The 18,729-nt window shown below is 61.9% G+C and carries 13 protein-coding genes; 4 read left to right on the forward strand and 9 right to left on the reverse strand.

Annotated features, from left to right (window positions below):
- Window position 1: 1 nt before the first annotated feature.
- The 3 genes from addB (at window position 2) to trxA (ending at window position 7,124) form a co-directional block, all read left to right on the forward strand.
- Window positions 2-3,184 (forward strand): double-strand break repair protein AddB, encoded by a 3,183-nt coding sequence (gene addB, locus NBH21_RS10890; RefSeq protein ID WP_250913672.1) that lies wholly within the window; start codon window positions 2-4, stop codon window positions 3,182-3,184.
- A complete protein-coding gene (addA, locus tag NBH21_RS10895) occupies window positions 3,174-6,728 on the forward strand; it encodes a double-strand break repair helicase AddA (protein ID WP_250913671.1) in 3,555 nt (1,184 codons plus the stop codon). Before addB ends, addA begins: the two co-directional genes overlap by 11 nt.
- Window positions 6,729-6,803: 75 nt before the next feature.
- Window positions 6,804-7,124: a thioredoxin gene (gene trxA, locus NBH21_RS10900; RefSeq protein ID WP_099055916.1), complete on the forward strand. Its 321-nt coding sequence runs from the start codon at window positions 6,804-6,806 to the stop codon at window positions 7,122-7,124.
- 66 nt (window positions 7,125-7,190) lie between these two features.
- On the opposite strand, the gene NBH21_RS10905 is transcribed toward trxA, so the two are convergent.
- From NBH21_RS10905 to NBH21_RS10940, 8 genes are all read right to left on the reverse strand, one after another.
- On the reverse strand, window positions 7,191-8,534 hold the full coding sequence (locus NBH21_RS10905) for a bifunctional folylpolyglutamate synthase/dihydrofolate synthase (protein ID WP_250913670.1): 1,344 nt from the start codon (window positions 8,532-8,534) through the stop codon (window positions 7,191-7,193).
- Between the two features lie 140 nt (window positions 8,535-8,674).
- Window positions 8,675-9,583 (reverse strand): acetyl-CoA carboxylase, carboxyltransferase subunit beta, encoded by a 909-nt coding sequence (accD, locus tag NBH21_RS10910; protein ID WP_250913669.1) that lies wholly within the window; start codon window positions 9,581-9,583, stop codon window positions 8,675-8,677.
- Between the two features lie 38 nt (window positions 9,584-9,621).
- Entirely contained in the window at window positions 9,622-10,461 is an 840-nt protein-coding gene (trpA, locus tag NBH21_RS10915) for a tryptophan synthase subunit alpha (RefSeq protein ID WP_250913668.1), read from the reverse strand.
- 1 nt (window position 10,462) lies between these two features.
- Window positions 10,463-11,683 (reverse strand): tryptophan synthase subunit beta, encoded by a 1,221-nt coding sequence (trpB, locus tag NBH21_RS10920; RefSeq protein ID WP_250913667.1) that lies wholly within the window; start codon window positions 11,681-11,683, stop codon window positions 10,463-10,465.
- Window positions 11,680-12,354 carry a phosphoribosylanthranilate isomerase gene (locus NBH21_RS10925; RefSeq protein ID WP_250913666.1) on the reverse strand — a complete coding sequence of 225 codons (675 nt, stop codon included), beginning with the start codon at window positions 12,352-12,354 and terminating at the stop codon, window positions 11,680-11,682. Before NBH21_RS10925 ends, trpB begins: the two co-directional genes overlap by 4 nt.
- Before the next feature lie 74 nt (window positions 12,355-12,428).
- Window positions 12,429-13,187, reverse strand: coding sequence for a M48 family metallopeptidase (locus tag NBH21_RS10930; protein WP_250913665.1), 759 nt, complete (start codon window positions 13,185-13,187; stop codon window positions 12,429-12,431).
- A 98-nt stretch (window positions 13,188-13,285) separates the two neighbouring features.
- Complete coding sequence (locus tag NBH21_RS10935) at window positions 13,286-13,714, reverse strand: DUF2852 domain-containing protein (protein ID WP_250913664.1); 429 nt, start codon at window positions 13,712-13,714, stop codon at window positions 13,286-13,288.
- Between the two features lie 141 nt (window positions 13,715-13,855).
- A complete protein-coding gene (locus tag NBH21_RS10940) occupies window positions 13,856-15,136 on the reverse strand; it encodes a polyhydroxyalkanoate depolymerase (RefSeq protein ID WP_250913663.1) in 1,281 nt (426 codons plus the stop codon).
- A 329-nt stretch (window positions 15,137-15,465) separates the two neighbouring features.
- On the opposite strand from NBH21_RS10940, the gene NBH21_RS10945 reads away from it, so the two are divergent.
- Window positions 15,466-16,062, forward strand: a complete 597-nt coding sequence (locus NBH21_RS10945) for a nitroreductase family protein (RefSeq protein ID WP_250913662.1) — start codon at window positions 15,466-15,468, stop codon at window positions 16,060-16,062.
- A gap of 172 nt (window positions 16,063-16,234) precedes the next feature.
- On the opposite strand, the gene gyrB is transcribed toward NBH21_RS10945, so the two are convergent.
- Window positions 16,235-18,670, reverse strand: a complete 2,436-nt coding sequence (gene gyrB / locus NBH21_RS10950) for a DNA topoisomerase (ATP-hydrolyzing) subunit B (RefSeq protein ID WP_250913661.1) — start codon at window positions 18,668-18,670, stop codon at window positions 16,235-16,237.
- Between the last annotated feature and the right edge of the window lie 59 nt (window positions 18,671-18,729).

Below are 18,729 nucleotides of genomic sequence, written 5' to 3' on the forward strand. Positions count from 1 at the left end.
CATGCGGCCTCATCAACCGCGTGTCCTGACCATCCCGTCCGGTCTGTCCTTCCTGAGGGTGCTTGCGGCATCGCTCCTCGATGGGAGGCTCGCACCCGGATATCGATATGATCCGCAGGACCCGCTTTCGCTGGCGAGAGTGACCATCCTCGTACCGACCCGGCGTGCCGCCCGTGTGCTGCGCTCGGAATTCGTGGAATTGCTTGGGGGACGCTCCGCCATCCTGCCGGTGATCCGGCCGCTTGGCGAAACCGATGACGACAGCGGTTTCTTCGAGGAAGAAGCACCTTTCCTGCTCGACCTCGCCCCACCGGTCAGCGGCATCGTCATGCTGCTCGAACTGGCCCGCCTCATCCTTGCATGGCGTAACCAGTTGCCGAATGTGGTTCGCAGCATCCATTCCGACACGCCACTGGTGGCGCCGGCAAGTCCGGCGGACGCCATCTGGCTCGCCCGGGCGCTGACGGAACTGATCGATGCGGCGGAAACCGAAGGCTGCGACTGGACGTCGCTCAAGACGCTCGATACGTCGAACTTCGCCACATGGTGGCAGCTTACGGCCGAATTCCTGGGTATCGCCACCCAGTTCTGGCCTGCGCGCCTGGAGGAATTGACCCGCTCCTCGCCGGCGCGGCACCGCGACGCCGTATTGCGCGGCGAGGCCGAGAGGCTTTCCCGCTCGACGTACAGCGATCCCATCATCGTTGCGGGCTCCACCGGCTCCATTCCTGCGGCGGCCGACCTTATCACGGCCATCGCCGCCCGTCCGGAAGGAACGGTTGTCCTGCCCGGCCTCGACACGAGCATGCCGGACGATGACTGGACGCGGATCGGGCTTGCCGCGGAACGCATCTCCGATCCCGCATCGCGCGGCCATCCGCAATACGGTCTCTTTCATTTGCTTCGGCGTATGCGCGTCGAGCGCCGGGATGTCGAAACACTCGCGGAGGCACCTTCCGATCTTGCGGATCGTGCCGAGGTGCTGTCGCGGGCGATGGCGCCTGCGGGTGCAACGGACGGCTGGAAAATCTGGCGCGACGATTTCGGCACTGCGCGGATGGAAGCCGCCTTTGCCGATGTCGGCCTGATCGAGGCTGCGAACGAGCGTGAGGAGGCAACCGCCATCGCCATCGCGCTCCGGCTCGGCCTCGAAAAGCAGCGTGAGGGCAGCGAAAGCCGGGTGGCGCTGATCACGCCGGATCGCACGCTGGCGCGGCGTGTGACGGCGGAGCTGGCGCGCTTCGGCATCATCGCCGACGATTCGGCCGGCACACCCTTCACCGCCACGCCGCAGGGCATCCTGGTCCAGCTCCTGCTCGAGGCAGCGCTGCGACCGGGCGATCCCGTGGCGATCGTCTCGCTGCTCAAGCATCCGCTCGCCCGCTTCGGATTCGATGCAGAGACTTACCGGACTGCCGCCGATGCGCTGGAGACGATTGCGTTGCGTGGCGGCGTTCAGCCCGTCGATCTCGCGACGCTACCGGTTCTCTTCCGGCAACGGCTTGAGGAACAGGCGACCGACCGCCATCCACCGCAATGGCGGATTGGCGTTTCCCGTGAAACACTTGAGACCTCGGGAGAGCTTGCATCGCGCATATCCGCAGCTGCCGAGCCGCTCGTCTCGGCCCTTGTAGTGAAGATCGGCGAGCGGCGCCTTTCGGACAGGCTTCCGGTCGGCCAATGGGCCGAGCGAACGGGACGGACGCTGGAAGCGGTTTGCGGCGACGACAAGGGCGACCTCTCGCTTCTCTGGTCCGATGAGGCCGGCGACAGGCTCGCCGACCTGCTGGCGGAAATCATGAGCGCCGACGGCCAGATCGAGGCCGATGGTCCCCAGTGGATCGATATAATGGCGGCGCTGATGACCGGAGTCGCGGTCAAGCCGAAGGCGATGCGTCACCCACGCGTCTTCATCTTCGGTACGCTGGAAGCCCGTCTGCAGAATGTCGATACCGTTATCATCGGCGGACTGAACGAAGGTTCGTGGCCGGGCCAGACCACCAACAATCCGTTCCTGTCGCGCATGATGAAGACGGAGATCGGGCTGGAGCCGCCGGAGAAACGCATCGGCCAGCTTGCCCACGATTTCGAGATGGCTTGCGGCACGCGCCAACTGATTTTCTCGCGCGCGTTGCGTCAGGGCTCGGCTCCAACGGTTGCCTCCCGCTGGCTGCAGCGCCTCCTTGCACTTGGCGGCGGCGATTTCGAAAGCCGGCTAAAGGAGCGTGGTGATATCTACCGCCATTATGTCGAACTGCTCGACAAAGGCGAAAGCCAGCCGCTGGCGCAGCGGCCGGCACCGAAACCGCCGGCCGAACTTCAACCGCGCAGCTATTCGTTCAGTGAGGTCGGCCGCTTCCGGCGCGATCCCTATTCCATCTATGCCCGCCGCATTCTTCGGCTCGATCCCGTCGATCCGTTCAATCAGGATCCGGGTGCTGCCGAGCGCGGCACGCTCTATCACAAGATCATCGAACGCTTCGTCAGCGAGGGTCACGATCCCTTGACACCGGCCGGTGCTGCCGCGATGCGCGTGATCACCGACCGGCTGTTCGACGAGCAGGGCCTTCCCACCCACATCGACATCGTCTGGCGACAGCGGTTCAGGGCGGTCGGTGATGCCTTCCTTCGCTGGGAAGGCAGGCGCAGGCCGGAAATACGCCAGACCCTGACCGAGGCTCGTGGCGGCGTTGATCTGGCACCCGTCGGTATTCGCCTCACCGGCGTAGCCGACCGGATCGACATCAAGGGCGGCGGTCATGCCGATATCATCGACTACAAGACGGGTCTCAACCCGAGTCCTGCACAGGCCCGCAGCCTGCTCGACCCGCAGCTCGCGCTGGAGGCAGCGGCCCTGATGGAAGGAGCATTCCGCGATGCCGGCCGGCTTCATCCCGAAAACCTCCTCTATGTCCGGCTGCGACCGGGCGACCGCTTCCAGACCGATCAGGTGAACAACGAACTGACCGGACGCGGCGACAACAAGAAATCCGCGCTCGATCTTGCGGCGCAATCGATCGCCGAACTCGGCCGTTTCGTCGCGGCCCTGCAAGCGGGTGAGCGTGGCTTCGTTTCGCGGCTCATACCGGCGCAGCAAAACGATTTCGGCGGCGAATACGATCATCTGGCCCGGGTTGCCGAATGGTCGACCGCAGACCGCGAGGAGACCGGCAATGACGAGTGATCCGCTTGCACTGCCGACGGGACACGATCCCCGCACATGGCTCGACTGGACGACGATGCAGCAGTCGCTCGCCTCGGATCCGCAGCGCTCCGCCTGGGTGTCGGCCAATGCCGGCTCCGGCAAGACCCATGTGCTGACGCAGCGCGTCATCCGACTGCTGCTCGGCGGCGCGCGTCCCTCCTCCATTCTCTGCCTGACCTATACCAAGGCCGCGGCCTCGGAAATGTCGAACCGCGTGTTCGCGCGACTGTCCGACTGGGCGACGCTATCGGATGAAGCGCTCTCCGACCGCATCTACGACATCGAACGGCAACGGCCTGACAGGCAGAAGCTTGCGGATGCACGCCGGCTGTTCGCCAAGGCGCTGGAGACGCCGGGTGGATTGAAAATCCAGACGATCCACGCCTTTTGCGAAGCGCTCCTGCACCAGTTTCCGCTGGAGGCCAATGTCGCCGGGCATTTCAACGTTCTCGACGATCGGGCATCCGTCGCGGTTCTGGCCGAAGCAAAGCGCCTGCTTCTGACCGCAACCTCTTCGGAGGAAGACGCCGATCTTGCCGCAGCGTTTGCCGATGTGCTTTCCATTTCAGACGAAAGCGGTCTGGAAAGTTTGCTCGGCGAGGTCGTCGCCAATCGCCATGCCATCCGGCAGTTCTCGCGCGCGTCGGAGCGTTTTGGCGGCATCGACGCGACGCTGAGGCGCGGCTTCGGACTCCCCGACGATGCCTCAGAAGCATCGCTCGCAGGCGAATACTGGCCACTCGCGGGGCTCAACGGCGGAATGCTGGCGCTTTACATCCGCCTTGCCGAAGAAAAGGGCGGGGAGAAGGTCAAGGCCGTTGCCGATGCGCTTTCGGTAGTCCGCCAGACCGACGATCCGCTCGAACGCGCACGTATCCTCGATTCGGCTTTCCTGACCGCATCCGAGACGCCAAAGGCCGACAGTTCGCTGATCGCGGCTGCCATGAGCAAGGCAGCACCGGAACTGAAGGATGCGGTCATCGCGGCGCGCGAGCATGTGCTCGCCTGCCGCGATCGACTACGGATCTTCCGCATGTATGCAGCGACGAAGGCGGCGCTGACGCTGGCGTTGCGGTTCGACGCCGATTACGAGGATCTTAAGAAGAAGCGTAGCCAGCTCGATTTCGAGGATCTGATCGCGCGGACGGCCGAACTGCTGATCCGCAGCGATGCCGGCCCTTGGGTGCATTACAAGCTGGATCAGGGCATCGACCATATTCTCGTGGACGAGGCGCAGGACACCAGTCCGCTGCAATGGTCGGTCATCCGCTCGCTACGCGGGGACTTCTTCACCGGCAGTGGCGCACGCGACGTCCTGCGCACCTTTTTTGCGGTGGGCGACGAGAAGCAGTCGATCTACTCCTTCCAGGGCGCCCGGCCGGAGCGCTTCTCGCAGGAGGCAAACCAGACCGCGCGCGAAGTCGACCTGGGTGGGCAATTGTTCAGCTCCGTCAGGCTGCCGCTTTCCTTCCGTTCTACCTCGACGGTTCTCGCCGCGGTCGATCGGGTGTTCTCGGTCGAGGACAATATCCGTGGCCTCAGCGCCGCCGGCGATCCCGTCGTGCACATGTCGAGCCGCGGCGGCCATCCGGGCGCCGTCGATCTCTGGTCGATGATCGCCGCCGAGGCCAATGAGAAGAGCGAGGACTGGACCGCGCCTTTCGACGCGACACCGGAAAGCGCGCCCTCCGCCATACTGGCCCGGCGGATCGCCTCCGTCATCGGTCAGATGATCGGCCGGCAGACCATCATCGAAAAGGGCAAGGAACGGCCGATCCGCGCTGGCGATATCCTCGTTCTGGTGCGCAAGCGCGACAGCTTCGTCAATGCGCTGACGCGGGCGCTGAAACGGCTCGACAATATCCCCGTCGCCGGCGCGGATCGGCTGAAGCTCACTTCCCATATCGCCGTGCAGGACCTGCTGGCGCTCGGGCGCTTCGCCCTCCTGCCGGCAGATGATCTTTCGCTGGCGGCCCTTCTCAAATGCCCCCTGTTCAACCACAGCGAAGACGAATTGTTCGAGCTTGCGGCGCGTCGCCCGGAAGGACAGGGCCTCTGGGAACACATGCTGGCGGAGTGCGCGGAGCCGGCTTCCATATGGGAGATGTCCGCGAAGCGCCTCGGCGAGTTCCGCCGGCTGTCGCAGAACATGCCGGTGCATGATTTCTATGCCCGCGTGCTCGGTCCCCATGGCGGACGCCGTGCCTACCTCGGACGTCTCGGAAGCGAGGTCAGCGACATTCTCGACGAGTTCCTGACCTTTGCGCTGTCCTTCGAGACTGCCGGACTGCCGGGACTTCAAGCCTTCGTCTCGACGCTTGAAATGGAAGGACCCGAGGTCAAGCGCGAGCAGGACAAGGATCGCGACGAAGTCCGCATCATGACCGTTCATGCCTCCAAGGGGCTGGAAGCGCCGGTGGTCTTTCTTGTTGACGGCGGATCGAAATCCTTCAACCACAGCCACCTCGCCAAATTCCGGCTGATCGAGACCGACGAGAGCCTGCCGGCCCTGCCCGTCTGGGTGCCGGTCAAGGCGCTGGGCAACTCGCTTGTCGCCGCCGATACCGAGCGTCGCAAGCAGCTCGCGGAAGAGGAATACCGGCGTCTCCTCTACGTGGCGATGACGCGGGCCGCGGACCGTCTGATCGTCTGCGGTTATCGCGGCGTGCAGGATCCCGGCGACATCTGGCACCGGATGATCGAAAGTGCGCTGCGCGGTGAAGAAGCCCATTGCCGCGAGGTCGCGTTCAACGGCCCGGATGGCGAATGGGAGGGCCTCTCCTGGCGTCTGCCGGGCAGCGAGACTGCATTTCCCCAAGAGGCGGAAGGTTCTGTCGAGAGACCGAGCGAAAGCCTCCCTGATGCCCTGCTTCGGCCGTTGCCACCGCAGGCAAGCCTGCCACGACCGCTCAGCCCCTCGGGAGCCGGCACGATCGTCATCGACGATACGGACGACGCGCTGGTGACTTCGCCGCTGTTCGGCGAGAAGGAATCGGCCGGCATCGCGCTCCAGAAGGGCCGCCTCGTTCACCGCATGCTGCAAGCGCTTCCGGCGATTACCGAGGCCGAGCGCCCTGCGGCTGCCAAGCGCTATGTGGAAAGGGCTGCGCGTTTCTGGCCGCAGAAAGAGCGCGAACGCCTACTCGACACGATCCTTTCGGTTCTCGACAACCCGGATCTCAAGCCGGTCTACTCCTCCCGCGGCGAAGCCGAAGTCTCGGTCATGGGAACCTTCATGCTGAACAGCGAGGAACGCGCCGTTTCCGGCCGGATCGACCGCATGGCGGTCACCGACGACAGCGTCATTCTGGTGGACTACAAGACCAACCGAACCCCGCCCGCCTCGCTGTCGCAGGTGCCGCTGTCGCATCGCGCGCAGCTTGCGATCTACCGGGAAATCCTGCGGCCGCTCTATCCGGGCAAGAACTTCGAATGCCTGCTCGTCTACACCGAAAACGGCTCGGTCGTCACACTTCCCGACACACTGCTGTCGCAATCGCTTGCCGAGCTCAAGACATCGTGAGATACAAGATATTGAAAATGTCGGGCACCGACATCAGATATGTTGCAACTTAAGCACCCCTGAAGGAGCAGCCCCATGGCTACCGTAAAAGTCGATAACTCCAATTTCCAGGCCGAGGTTCTCAATTCCGTAGAACCTGTCGTCGTCGATTTCTGGGCCGAATGGTGCGGCCCGTGCAAGATGATCGCTCCGAGCCTCGAAGAAATCGCCACCGAAATGGCCGGCAAGGTGAAGGTCGCAAAGCTCAACATTGATGAAAACCCGGAACTGGCCGCCCAGTTCGGCGTTCGCTCGATCCCGACGCTCGCCATGTTCAAGGGCGGCGAAGTGGCCGACATTAAGGTCGGCGCCGCTCCCAAGACGGCGCTGGCAAGCTGGATTTCGAACGCAGCCTGATCGGCTGTCGAAAGAAAAAAGAGAAAAGCCCGGCAATGCCGGGCTTTTTTCATTTGGTCAAACTGTTCATTTGGGTGGTGTGCCGTTATCCGCCAGGACATTGCCGACCAGATAAAGTGATCCGCCGATCAGGATTCGCGGCGCCGGCAGATCCGGATCGATCCGGTCGCGGATTCCGTCGAGCGCTTCGGCAACCGTGGAGACCGGAGAAGCGACGAGGCCGGCATCGAAGGCCGCATGGGCGAGCACGACCGGGTCGATCGCCACATCCGTACCGCGAATCGGCACGGTGAAAACGTGCTGGGCGATATCGGCGAAGGCCCTGAAATAGCCGACTGGATCCTTGGTGTTGATCATGCCGGTCACGAGATAGAGCGGCCGAGATTGGCGCTCCTCGAAGCCGGCCATGGCTTCTGCGATGACCTCACCCGCACCCGGATTGTGCCCGCCATCCACCCAGATCTCCGCCCCTTCGGGCGCATGGGCCATGAGCTTGCCTTCCGTCATGCGCTGCAGCCGACCGGGCCATTCGACGCTGGTCATCGCCTTTTCCGCGATGACCTCGGTCATTGGAAAACCCGCGGCCTTCACGGCGCGGATCGCGGCCGCCGCATTGGCGTACTGATGACGCCCGGGCAATCGCGGAAGCGAAAGGTCGAGCAGGCCGAATTCGTCCTGATAGACGAGACGGCCGAATTCCTCGTGAGCGGAAAAATCCTGCCCGTAGACGACGTGCGGACAGCCCAGCCGTTCAGCCGTGGTCACCAGAACATCGCGGGCGGATTCGTATTCCTGGTGGCCGATCACCACCGGCAGCCCCCGCTTCATGATGCCGGCCTTCTCGGCGGCGATCAGTTCGACGCGGTCACCGAGATAGGGCTGATGATCGAGCGAGATGGGCATGATGACCGAGACAGCCGGCTTTTCGATGACGTTTGTCGCATCGAAACGGCCGCCAAGACCGACTTCGATGATCGCCACATCCGCGGGCTTTTCAGAAAACAGTAGGAAAGTAACCGCCGTCAGGATTTCGAAGACGGTGATCTGCTGGCCGCCATTGGCATCGGCCACGCGGCGCAGGGCATCGGCGAAAGCGGCATCGTCCACGAGCTGGCCCTGCCCACCCTTGGACCCTATCCGGTAACGCTCATGCCAGCGCACCAGATGCGGCGAGGTATGGACGTGCACGCTCAGGCCCTGTGCTTCGAGAAGCGCGCGGCAGAAGGCCGTGACCGAACCCTTGCCGTTGGTTCCAGCAACGTGGATGACCGGAGGAAGCCGCAGGTGCGGATTGCCGAGAACCTCGAGCAACCGGCGAATGCGGTTCAATGAAAGATCGAAGCCCTTGGGATGCAATCCCATGAGCTCATCTATTACCTGTTCTGCCTCACTGAAGGCGGGCTCAGTCATGATATTTCGATTCCGCAGCTTCGGCTCGGTGCAAGACCATTTCCGGCGAAAACGGAGCCGCCTTCAATGCTCTATCTCTTTGTTTGACGCATTTCCGGACGCAAAACCGCTTCGCACTTTTGCTGGAATTGCTCTATCGTTCAGGCCGCCGGCTTTTCCGCAAGAGCCGGGGTCTTTTCCGGGGCAATGTCGGTATTGGCCGGGCGCTTCAGCATGATCTTCAGGACACGCGCCAGAAGCGCCGGAATGTCGTGGCGCTTGACGACCATGTCGACCATGCCGTGATCCAGCAGGTATTCCGAGGTCTGGAAACCTTCAGGCAGCTTTTCGCGGATGGTCTGCTCGATCACACGCTTGCCCGCAAAGCAGATTTCCGCGCCGGGTTCAGCGATATGGAGATCGCCCAGCATGGCGTAGGAGGCCGTGACGCCACCCGTGGTCGGGTTCGTCAGCACGACGATGTAAGGCAGGCCGGCTTCCTTCAGCATGTCGAGCATCACGGTCGTGCGCGGCATCTGCATGAGCGACAGGATGCCTTCCTGCATACGGGCGCCGCCCGATGCCGGGAACATCACCAGCGGGCACTTCTCCGCCAGCGCACGTTCGAACGCCTTGACGATCGCCTCGCCGGCGGCAATGCCGAGCGAACCGCCCATGAAGTTGAACTCATGCACGACGGCGACCAGCTTCAGGCCTTCGACCATACCGACACCGGCAAGGATCGTGTCTTCCTGGTCGGTCTTGATGCGGCTGTCCTTCAGGCGATCGGTATATTTCTTGGAATCACGAAACTTGAGCGGATCCTGCACGACCTTCGGCTGAGGCAACGCCTCGTATTTGCCGCCGTCGAAGAGATCGAGCAGGCGCGCCTTGGCCGGCATCTTCATGTGATAGCCGGAAGCGGGAATGACCCACTTGTTTTCCTCAAGGTCCTTGTGAAAGACCATCTCGCCGGTTTCGGGGCACTTGATCCAGAGATTCTCTGGAACTTCCCTGCGGCCAAGCATGGAATTGATCCGCGGCCGCACATAGTTGGTGATCCAGTTCAACTGACTAACTCCTGACTGAAAAAGCCAATATCGGAAGATTATTCGGCAGCAGCAAGGCGCGCGGAACGCACGCCGCCGGCAAGGCCGCTCACGAAGGTCACGACGGCCTGCACGGTATCGGCTGTTGCCTCCCCGGCAGGGGTCAGATTGTTGGCAACCTGGTTGACGATTGCCGTTCCGACGACCACGCCGTCGGCATTCGCACCGATCAGGCGCGCATGTTCCGCCGTCTTGACGCCGAAGCCGACGCAAACGGGCAGATCCGTATGTTCCTTGATACGATGGACGGCGCTGGAAACCTTCGACGGATCGGGAAGCGCCGAGCCGGTGATACCGGTCATCGAGACGTAATAGACGAAACCGGAGGTGTTCTGCAGAACGGTCGGCAGGCGCTTTTCATCCGTCGTCGGCGTGGCTAGGCGAATGAAGTTGATATCTCGCTTGCGGGCCGGAAGGCAGAGTTCGTCGTCCATTTCGCGTGGAAGATCGACCACGATCAGCCCGTCGATGCCGGCTTCCAGGGCTTCGTCCAGGAAGCGCTCGACGCCGAAGACATAGATCGGATTGTAATAGCCCATCATGACGATCGGGGTGGCCTGATCGTCCTTTCGGAATTCGCGGGCGAGTTCCAGCGTCTTCTTCAACGTCTGGCCGGACTTCAGCGCGCGCTGGCCTGCCATCTGGATCGCCGGACCGTCGGCCATCGGGTCGGAAAAGGGCATGCCGAGCTCGATCACGTCGGCACCGGCTTCCGGCAGCGCCTTCATGATCGCCAGCGACGTATCGTAATCGGGATCGCCGCCCATGAAATAGGTGATCAGCGCGGGGCGTCCTTCCGCCTTGAGCTCGGCGAAGCGTTTGTCCATGCGTGCGGTCATTTCAGAGCTCCATGCCGAGAATGTTGCCGACGGTGAAGATATCCTTGTCGCCGCGACCGGAGAGGTTCAGCAGGATGATCTCGTCCTTGCCCATCTTCGGGGCGCGCTTGATGACCTCGGCCACGGCATGGGACGGCTCGAGCGCCGGAATGATGCCTTCGAGCTTCGTCAGGAGCTGGAAGGCTTCCAGCGCCTCGTCATCCATGATCGGTACATATTCGACCCGGCCGATGTCGCTCAGCCATGCGTGTTCGGGACCGATGCCCGGATAGTCGAGGCCGGCGGAAATCGAATGGCCTTCCTTGATCTGGCCGTCCGCATCCTGAAGCAGGTAGGTGCGGTTACCATGCAGGACGCCCGGAGAACCGGCGGTGATAGAAGCACAGTGCTCGTCGCCGGAGAGGCCCTTGCCGCCCGCTTCGACGCCTACGATCTTCACGTCCTTGTCGTCGAGGAACGGGTGGAAGATGCCGATGGCGTTGGAACCGCCGCCGACAGCCGCGATGACAAGGTCAGGCAGCCTGCCTTCGGCTTCGAGCATCTGCTCGCGGGCCTCGCGACCGATCACCGCCTGGAAATCGCGCACCATTTCAGGATAGGGATGCGGACCGGCGGCCGTGCCGATCAGGTAATAGGTATCCTCGACATTGGTGACCCAGTCACGCAGTGCCTCGTTCATCGCATCCTTCAGCGTGCCGTGGCCCGCGGTCACCGGCTTTACCTCGGCACCGAGCAGCTTCATGCGGAAGACGTTCGGAGCCTGACGCTTGACGTCGGTCGCGCCCATGTAGACGACACAGGGGAAACCGAAACGGGCCGCGACGGTCGCCGAGGCAACACCATGCTGGCCGGCACCGGTCTCGGCGATGATGCGCGTCTTGCCCATGCGCTTGGCGAGCAGGATCTGGCCGATGCAGTTGTTGATCTTGTGGGAGCCCGTGTGGTTCAGTTCTTCCCGCTTGAAATAGATCTTCGCGCCACCGAGATGCTCGGTCAGGCGCTCGGCGAAATAGAGCGGGCTCGGCCGGCCGATGTAATGGGCACCGAGAGATTTCAGTTCCGCCTGGAACTCAGGATCGGTCTTTGCCTTTTCCCATTCTGCCTGCAGGTCCAGGATCAGGGGCATCAAGGTCTCGGCGACGAACCGTCCGCCGAAAATACCGAAACGACCGTCCTCGTCGGGACCTTCCCGGAAGGAATTGGGCTTGAGTGACTCGTTCACGCTGCGCTCCCTGATGCAGGCTCGCGGATCGAAGCGCCTTCGACCGCGGCAAAAAACTCGTCCATCTTGTGCAGATCCTTGACGCCCGGAGCACTCTCCACGCCGGACGACACATCGATACCGCGCGCGCCCGTTTCCCGCAGGGCGTCGGCGATGTTGTCCTTGTTCAGGCCTCCGGAAAGCATGTAATCCACGCTCGCGTCAAGCGTACGCAGAAGACTCCAGTCGAAGGTCACACCGTTGCCGCCCGGCAGATCCGATCCGACCGGCGGCTTGGCGTCGAAAAGAAACCGATCCGCAATACCGATATAGGGCTCGACGCGCTTCAAATCATCGGGCTCGCGGATGGAAAATGCCTTCATGATCGGCAGTCCCGTGACCGCCTTGACGGTGAGCATCCGCTCCGGGCTTTCCTTGCCATGAAACTGAAGGATATCGGGCTTCAGGAGCGCGATGATCTCATCGAGATCGTCATTGTCGGCATCGACTGTGACGGCAACGATCTTCGCCCTGCCCCTCACCCGGTCCGCCAGCTTGCCGGCAATGTCGGGCTCGATATTGCGAGGGCTCTTGCCGAAGAAGATGAAGCCGACATGGGACGCGCCGCGCTCGACGGCGCGATCCACAGCTTCAGCCGTCGTCAGCCCACAGATCTTGATATCCGGTTTCATGGCAGCGGAAGTGACACGAAAATGCAAAAGAGTCGAGCCAAATTGCGACAAAGCAGGTCCCGCTCTCTCCGTCCTCAATCGAAATCGATCGCGTGGAGTCGGGCGCCATGCCGTTTCAACCAGGCCTTGGCCTCGTCCATGTGCGGACAAAGCTCGCGGCAGAGCGCCCAGAAAGCCGGGCCGTGGTTCATTTCCCTGAGGTGCGCGACCTCGTGGGCGGCGAGATAATCGATCACCGGCGACGGCGCCATGACGATGCGCCAGGAAAAACTCAGATTGCCGTCCCATGAACAGGAGCCCCAGCGGCTGCGGGTATCCTTCATGGTGAGCGACTTCACCGGCCGCCCGACCCTCTTCGCATGGTTGGCAACCAGTGTCTCCAGATCGCGCCGGGCTTCCTTCTTCAGGAAGGTCGCGATGCGCCGGCCGAGATGTTCCTCCATGCCACTGACGCTGAGCACCGGGCCGATCTCGGAATCCAGCGCCTCCGTCAGCCCGCGCAGATGGCCGGAATGAATGATCCTGTGCGGCACGCCGCGCAGCGAGATTTCGCTGCCGTCGACGATCGGCGGAAAGTCGGCGTAGCGCGCGAGCTTCGCCTTCAGCCATCCCTGGTGCCGATCGAGGAAGTCGACAATCTCCCGTTCCTTGAGGCCCGGCGGTACCGTCATCTTCAAAGCGCGGCCACCGGGTTCGATCCGCAAGGTGATGCGCGTCGCGCGGGCATTGCGGCGAATGGTGAGCGGCATTTCCCGCCCATCGACCGCGAGATTACGGGTCGAGGTCGCTATAGGCTTCGTCTTGCCTGCCGGTTTTTTCAGGAAGGGAAACATGGCCTCTTTCTAGCCGATTCGAACTTGATCCGCTCTACAAAAAAAGACCGGCACCCCTGGGGGTGCCGGTTGTTGTCCGCGTCAATACCGATATCTCGTCAGACGCCGGAATAACCGGAGGCCGCACCGTCATCCTTGCGGGCATTGGCCCGTTCGCGCATGAAGCGGTCGAACTCTTCCTGGTCCTTGGCACGACGAAGCTCGCGCAGATAGCTATCGAATTCCGCTCGCATCTCGTCGAGCTTGCGGCGTTCTTCCTCGATACGGTCAAGCTCGGCCTTGCGCCAATCGTCGAATGCGCCGTTGCCGGTCGAGAAGTGGCTGCGGCCGTGACGGCCACTGCGGCATTTCGAAAAGATACCATCGACGGAGCGGTTCGCATCCCGCTTGAAATCGCGGAAGCGATCACCGAACAGGATATAGCCGAGCATGGCCAGACCCAGCGGCCAGAAGACCACGAAGCCGATCACCATCAGGGCGACGGTTGCCGGCGTCCAGTCCGGACGAAGCAATGCTGACTGGTTCATCATCATTTACCCTTCGCTTTTGCACGGGGGCAACATGCCGCCCGATGAAATCGATGTGGTAAACGCCCTCCCCGCCTTCAAGACGAAGTCCCGGCAATTCGGGCAAGAGCCTGAATCACCCGAGGAAAATCGACAGTCCCGTCAGGCCGACTTGCCGCCCTTGATGACCCTCTTTACCGGGCCTGCCTTTGCGGCCGGCGTATGCTGCTTCGCAAATGCGATGATCCGCGGGGCGATTTCCCGGCGGAAACGCGAGCCGTTGAACACGCCGTAATGGCCGACATCCGGCTGCATGTAATGCATGCGCATGTTTTCCGGGATGTTGACGCAGAGGGTCTGGGCCGCTTTGGTCTGCCCGACACCGGAGATGTCGTCGTTTTCACCTTCCACCGTCAAGAGAGCCACCTTGCGGATTGCGGTTGGATTGACGGGGTTGCCACGATGGGTCATCTCCCCCTTGGGCAGGGCATGCCTGATGAAGACCGTATCGACTGTCTGCAGGTAGAACTCCGCGGTCAGATCCATCACGGCCAGATATTCGTCGTAGAAATCACGGTGCTTCTCGGCCGAGTCACCATCGTTCTTGACGAGGTGCATGTAGAAGTCCTTGTGCGCGATCATATGCCGGTCAAGGTTCATGGACATGAAGCCCGAAAGCTGCAGGAAGCCCGGATAGACCGCCCGCATGCAACCTGGCAGCGGCCAGGGTACGTTCATGATGACATTGTCGCGGAACCAGTCGATCGGCTTCTTCTGCGCCAGTTCGTTGACGGCGGTGGGATTGATGCGGGTGTCGATCGGTCCGCCCATCAGGGTCATGGACGCCGGTGCCAGTGGATCGTCATTTGCTTCCATGACGGAGACGGCTGCAAGAACCGGAACCGACGGCTGGCAGACGGCCACCACATTGGTACCCTTGCCCAGGTGGTGCAGGATCTCGATGACGTAGTCGATGTAATCGTCCAGATCGAAATTGCCATCCGTCACCGGTACCGTCCGGGCGTCGATCCAGTCGGTGATATAGACATCCGCATTCTGGATCAGCGCCTCGACTGTTCCGCGCAGCAGCGTGGCATAGTGGCCGGACATCGGCGCGACGATCAGGATGCGCGGCCCCTGCTCCACCGTTGGCGGCAGGTCCCGCTTGAAGTGGATAAGATTGCAGAACGGCTTCTTCCAGACGATTTCCTCGGTCACGTTCACCGTGTGACCATCGACCGTGGTGGTCGGCAGACCGAATTCCGGTTTGCCGTAGCGCCGTGTAACACGCTCGAAGACCTCGAAACCCGCAGCCATCGTCCGGCCGAGGACAGTGTGGGAGAAGGGATTCAGCGGACTGCTATAGGCAAGGCGCATCATGTCGGCGCTCGCCCGGAACGGGGCCATGGCCGCATGGTTCAGTTCATAGAGTTGATAGAACATAGGGGCGATCGCCTTTCCGCTGCTGTCATCCTGCGATGTTGCGCTTCATTCGTTAAAAACTAGCAGAGTTTGCCTCAATGGAAACTGCTTTGTGAACTTGTCCTTTGGTGGCGGGAAATCCCTTCCACAAGGTCAGAATGGCAAGAAGGGATTAATGTTTCACGGGGCAGGATGCTTATCGATCCTATCTCCGGCCGATGCCCGAGACGAAAGGCCGGCGCGAAATACGCCCGACCGCACTTGTAAGTACTGATCATCGCAATATCTTCTGACCGCGCCGGAAGGCACATTCCTCTTCCCCGGCCTCCTCCCCTAAGACAGGTTTCCCAATGACGAGCAGCAACGACCGCCATTCCGAATATTCCATCCACCCGATGTTCCTGGACCGCTGGTCGCCCCGCGCCTTTACCGGCGAGGCAATGCCCGAGACGGATCTTCTGACCATTCTGGAGGCGGCGCACTGGGCGCCGTCGGGAAGCAACTACCAGCCCTGGCGTTTCGTCTATGCGCTGAACACCGCTCCGGAATGGGAGACATTTCTGGGACTGCTCGTCGAGTCGAACCAGGTCTGGGCCAAGTCCGCTTCGGCGCTGGTCTTCCTGTTTTCCGATACCCTGAGCCGGCGTGATGACGGCTCCGAGCACCGCCCCTTCCGCAGCCACAGTTTCGATACCGGGGCGGCGTGGGCCATGCTGGCGCTACAGGCGATGCATTCGGGATATGCCGCGCACGCGATGGGCGGCGTCGATTTCGAGCGAGCCATCGAGGTTCTCGGTGCACCGGCGGGCTATCGCGCCGAAGCGGCGGTTGCCATCGGTCGCCGTGGCGACAAGTCGTTGTTACCACCGACGCTTCAGGAACGGGAGGTTCCGAATCAGCGCAAGCCGCTTTCCGCGGTTACCTTCAGCGGCGGCTTCAAGGCCTGAAGGCGGTCGCATCGGCTACCGGAAACGGGGCCGATCTCCCGAAAACGCGATCCGCAAAGTTTGAAATGAAAACGCCGCGCGTCCATTCGGATGCGCGGCGCCCCAACAAAGATTAACCAAGTGTTTCACGTGAATCACTCCTTAGCCGGATTCACGCGAAACTTTATCGTTATCAGATATCCAGATTCGCAACGCTCAGCGCGTTGTCCTGAATGAATTCGCGACGAGGCTCGACCTCGTCACCCATCAGGCGCGAAAACAGGCCATCTGCATCGGTCGCGTCGCTCACCCTCACCTGCAGCAACGTGCGGACGTTCGGGTCGAGCGTCGTTTCCCAAAGCTGCTCGGCGTTCATTTCGCCAAGACCTTTATAGCGCTGCATCGTCAGGCCCTTGCGACCCGCAGCAAAGATCGTGTCCAACAGCATGCGCGGGCCAGAAATTTCCTTGCGTTCTTCCTTGCGGGCAAGCTTTGGCGGATGGGCATAGATCTCATGAAGCCGCGAATAGAGTTGGTCGATGTGACGGGCATCGGCGGAACCGATCAATGCGACATCGAGGGACGCCACTTCCTTGACGCCGCGAACCATGCGCTCGAAGCGCAAACCGCCTTCATCCGTGACGTGACCGGTCCAGCCGCGTTCGGTTTCCTCGGCGATGAGATCGAGACGCCGGGCCACTTCGGCCGCGGTCTCTTCCGCGCGGGCGCGGTTGTCGGTCAGTTCCGGATTGAGCGCGCCGGCAATTGCCGCCTGCTCGATGACACTGCGATTGTAGCGCGAGTGCAGACCGTCGATCAGCGAGCGAAGCCTCAGAGCATCCTGAATGACATCGCGCAGATCCTGTGCAGCCCGGACCTCGCCATTGCCAAGCGTCAGCGTGGCTTCCTCGATGCCCATGGTGATCAGGTAATCTTCGAGCGCCTTCTCGTCCTTCAGATACTGAACGGACTTGCCACGCGCCACCTTATAAAGCGGCGGCTGGGCGATATAGAGATGGCCGCGTTCGATCAGTTCCGGCATTTGCCGGAAGAAGAAGGTCAGAAGCAGGGTACGGATGTGGGCGCCGTCGACGTCAGCATCGGTCATGATGATGATCTTGTGGTAGCGCAGCTTGTCGGCGTTGAACTCGTCCTTGCCGATCGAGGTGCCGAGCGCGGTAATCAGCGTGCCGATTTCCTGGCTCGACAGCATCTTGTCGAAACGGGCCCGTTCCACGTTGAGGATCTTGCCGCGCAGCGGCAGGATGGCCTGCGTTTCGCGCGAACGGCCCTGCTTTGCCGAACCGCCTGCGGAGTCACCCTCGACGAGGAAGACTTCGGACTTGGCCGGATCGCGTTCGGAGCAGTCTGCGAGCTTGCCGGGCAGAGATGCGATATCGAGCGCGCCCTTGCGCCGCGTCAGTTCGCGCGCCTTGCGGGCGGCTTCGCGGGCGACAGCAGCTTCGACCACCTTGCCGACGAGGATCTTGGCATCCGCAGGATGCTCCTCGAGCCAGGTGGAAAGAGCTTCGTTGACCAGGCTTTCGACGACAGGACGGACTTCCGACGAAACCAGCTTGTCCTTGGTCTGGGACGAGAATTTCGGATCGGGAACCTTGACGGACAGGACCGCCGTCAGGCCTTCGCGGCAGTCGTCGCCGGTCAGTGTCACTTTCTCCTTCTTGATGATGCCGGAAGTGTCGGCATAGGAGGTGATCTGGCGGGTCAGCGCGCCCCGGAAGCCGGCCATGTGAGTGCCGCCGTCACGCTGCGGAATGTTGTTGGTGAAGCAGAGCACGTTTTCGTGGTAGCTGTCATTCCACCACATGGCGACTTCGACGGTAATCCCGTCCTTCTCGCCACGGATCGCGACCGGCTTTTCGACCAGCGGTTTCTTGGAGCGGTCTAGATAACGAACGAAAGCCTCGAGACCGCCGTCATAGACCATCTCTTCCTGGCGGATGTCGGACTTGCGCTTGTCGGTCAGCAGAATGTGGACACCCGAGTTCAGGAAGGCGAGTTCGCGCAAGCGATGTTCCAGCGTCGCGTAGTCGAATTCGGTCTTGGTGAAGGTTTCCGCGCTCGGCAGGAAAGTGACCTCCGTGCCAGAGCGACCCTCGTAGTCACCCGTGACCCTGAGCGGGGCATCAGCCACGCCATGGGTGAAACTCATCTCGTGGACCTTGCCGCTGCGGCGGATTCGGAGGCTCAGCTTGACAGAGAGTGCGTTGACGACCGAGACGCCGACGCCGTGAAGACCACCCGAGACCTTATAGGAATTCTGGTCGAACTTACCGCCGGCATGGAGCTGGGTCATGATGACCTCGGCTGCCGAGACACCTTCTTCCTTGTGAATGTCTGTCGGGATGCCGCGGCCGTTGTCCGTCACGGTGACGGAGCCGTCGGCATTCAGGGTCACGGTGACGATGTCGGCATGACCGGCCAGCGCTTCGTCGATCGCATTGTCGACGACTTCGTAAACCATGTGATGAAGACCCGAGCCATCGTCGGTATCGCCGATATACATGCCGGGGCGCTTGCGGACTGCATCCAGTCCCTTCAGCACCTTGATCGAATCCGCGCCGTATTCGGCCGGACCATCATTTTCCTTGATCGGCATGTCGGTCATTCAGCAATCTTTCCAGTCATGATGTTCAAAGCGTCGATATCGAATCAGCGCCATCGAGC

Origin of the sequence: Ciceribacter sichuanensis, assembly GCF_024055605.1 — a bacterium.
In the GTDB taxonomy this organism is placed as follows: Bacteria; Pseudomonadota; Alphaproteobacteria; order Rhizobiales; family Rhizobiaceae; genus Allorhizobium; species Allorhizobium sichuanense.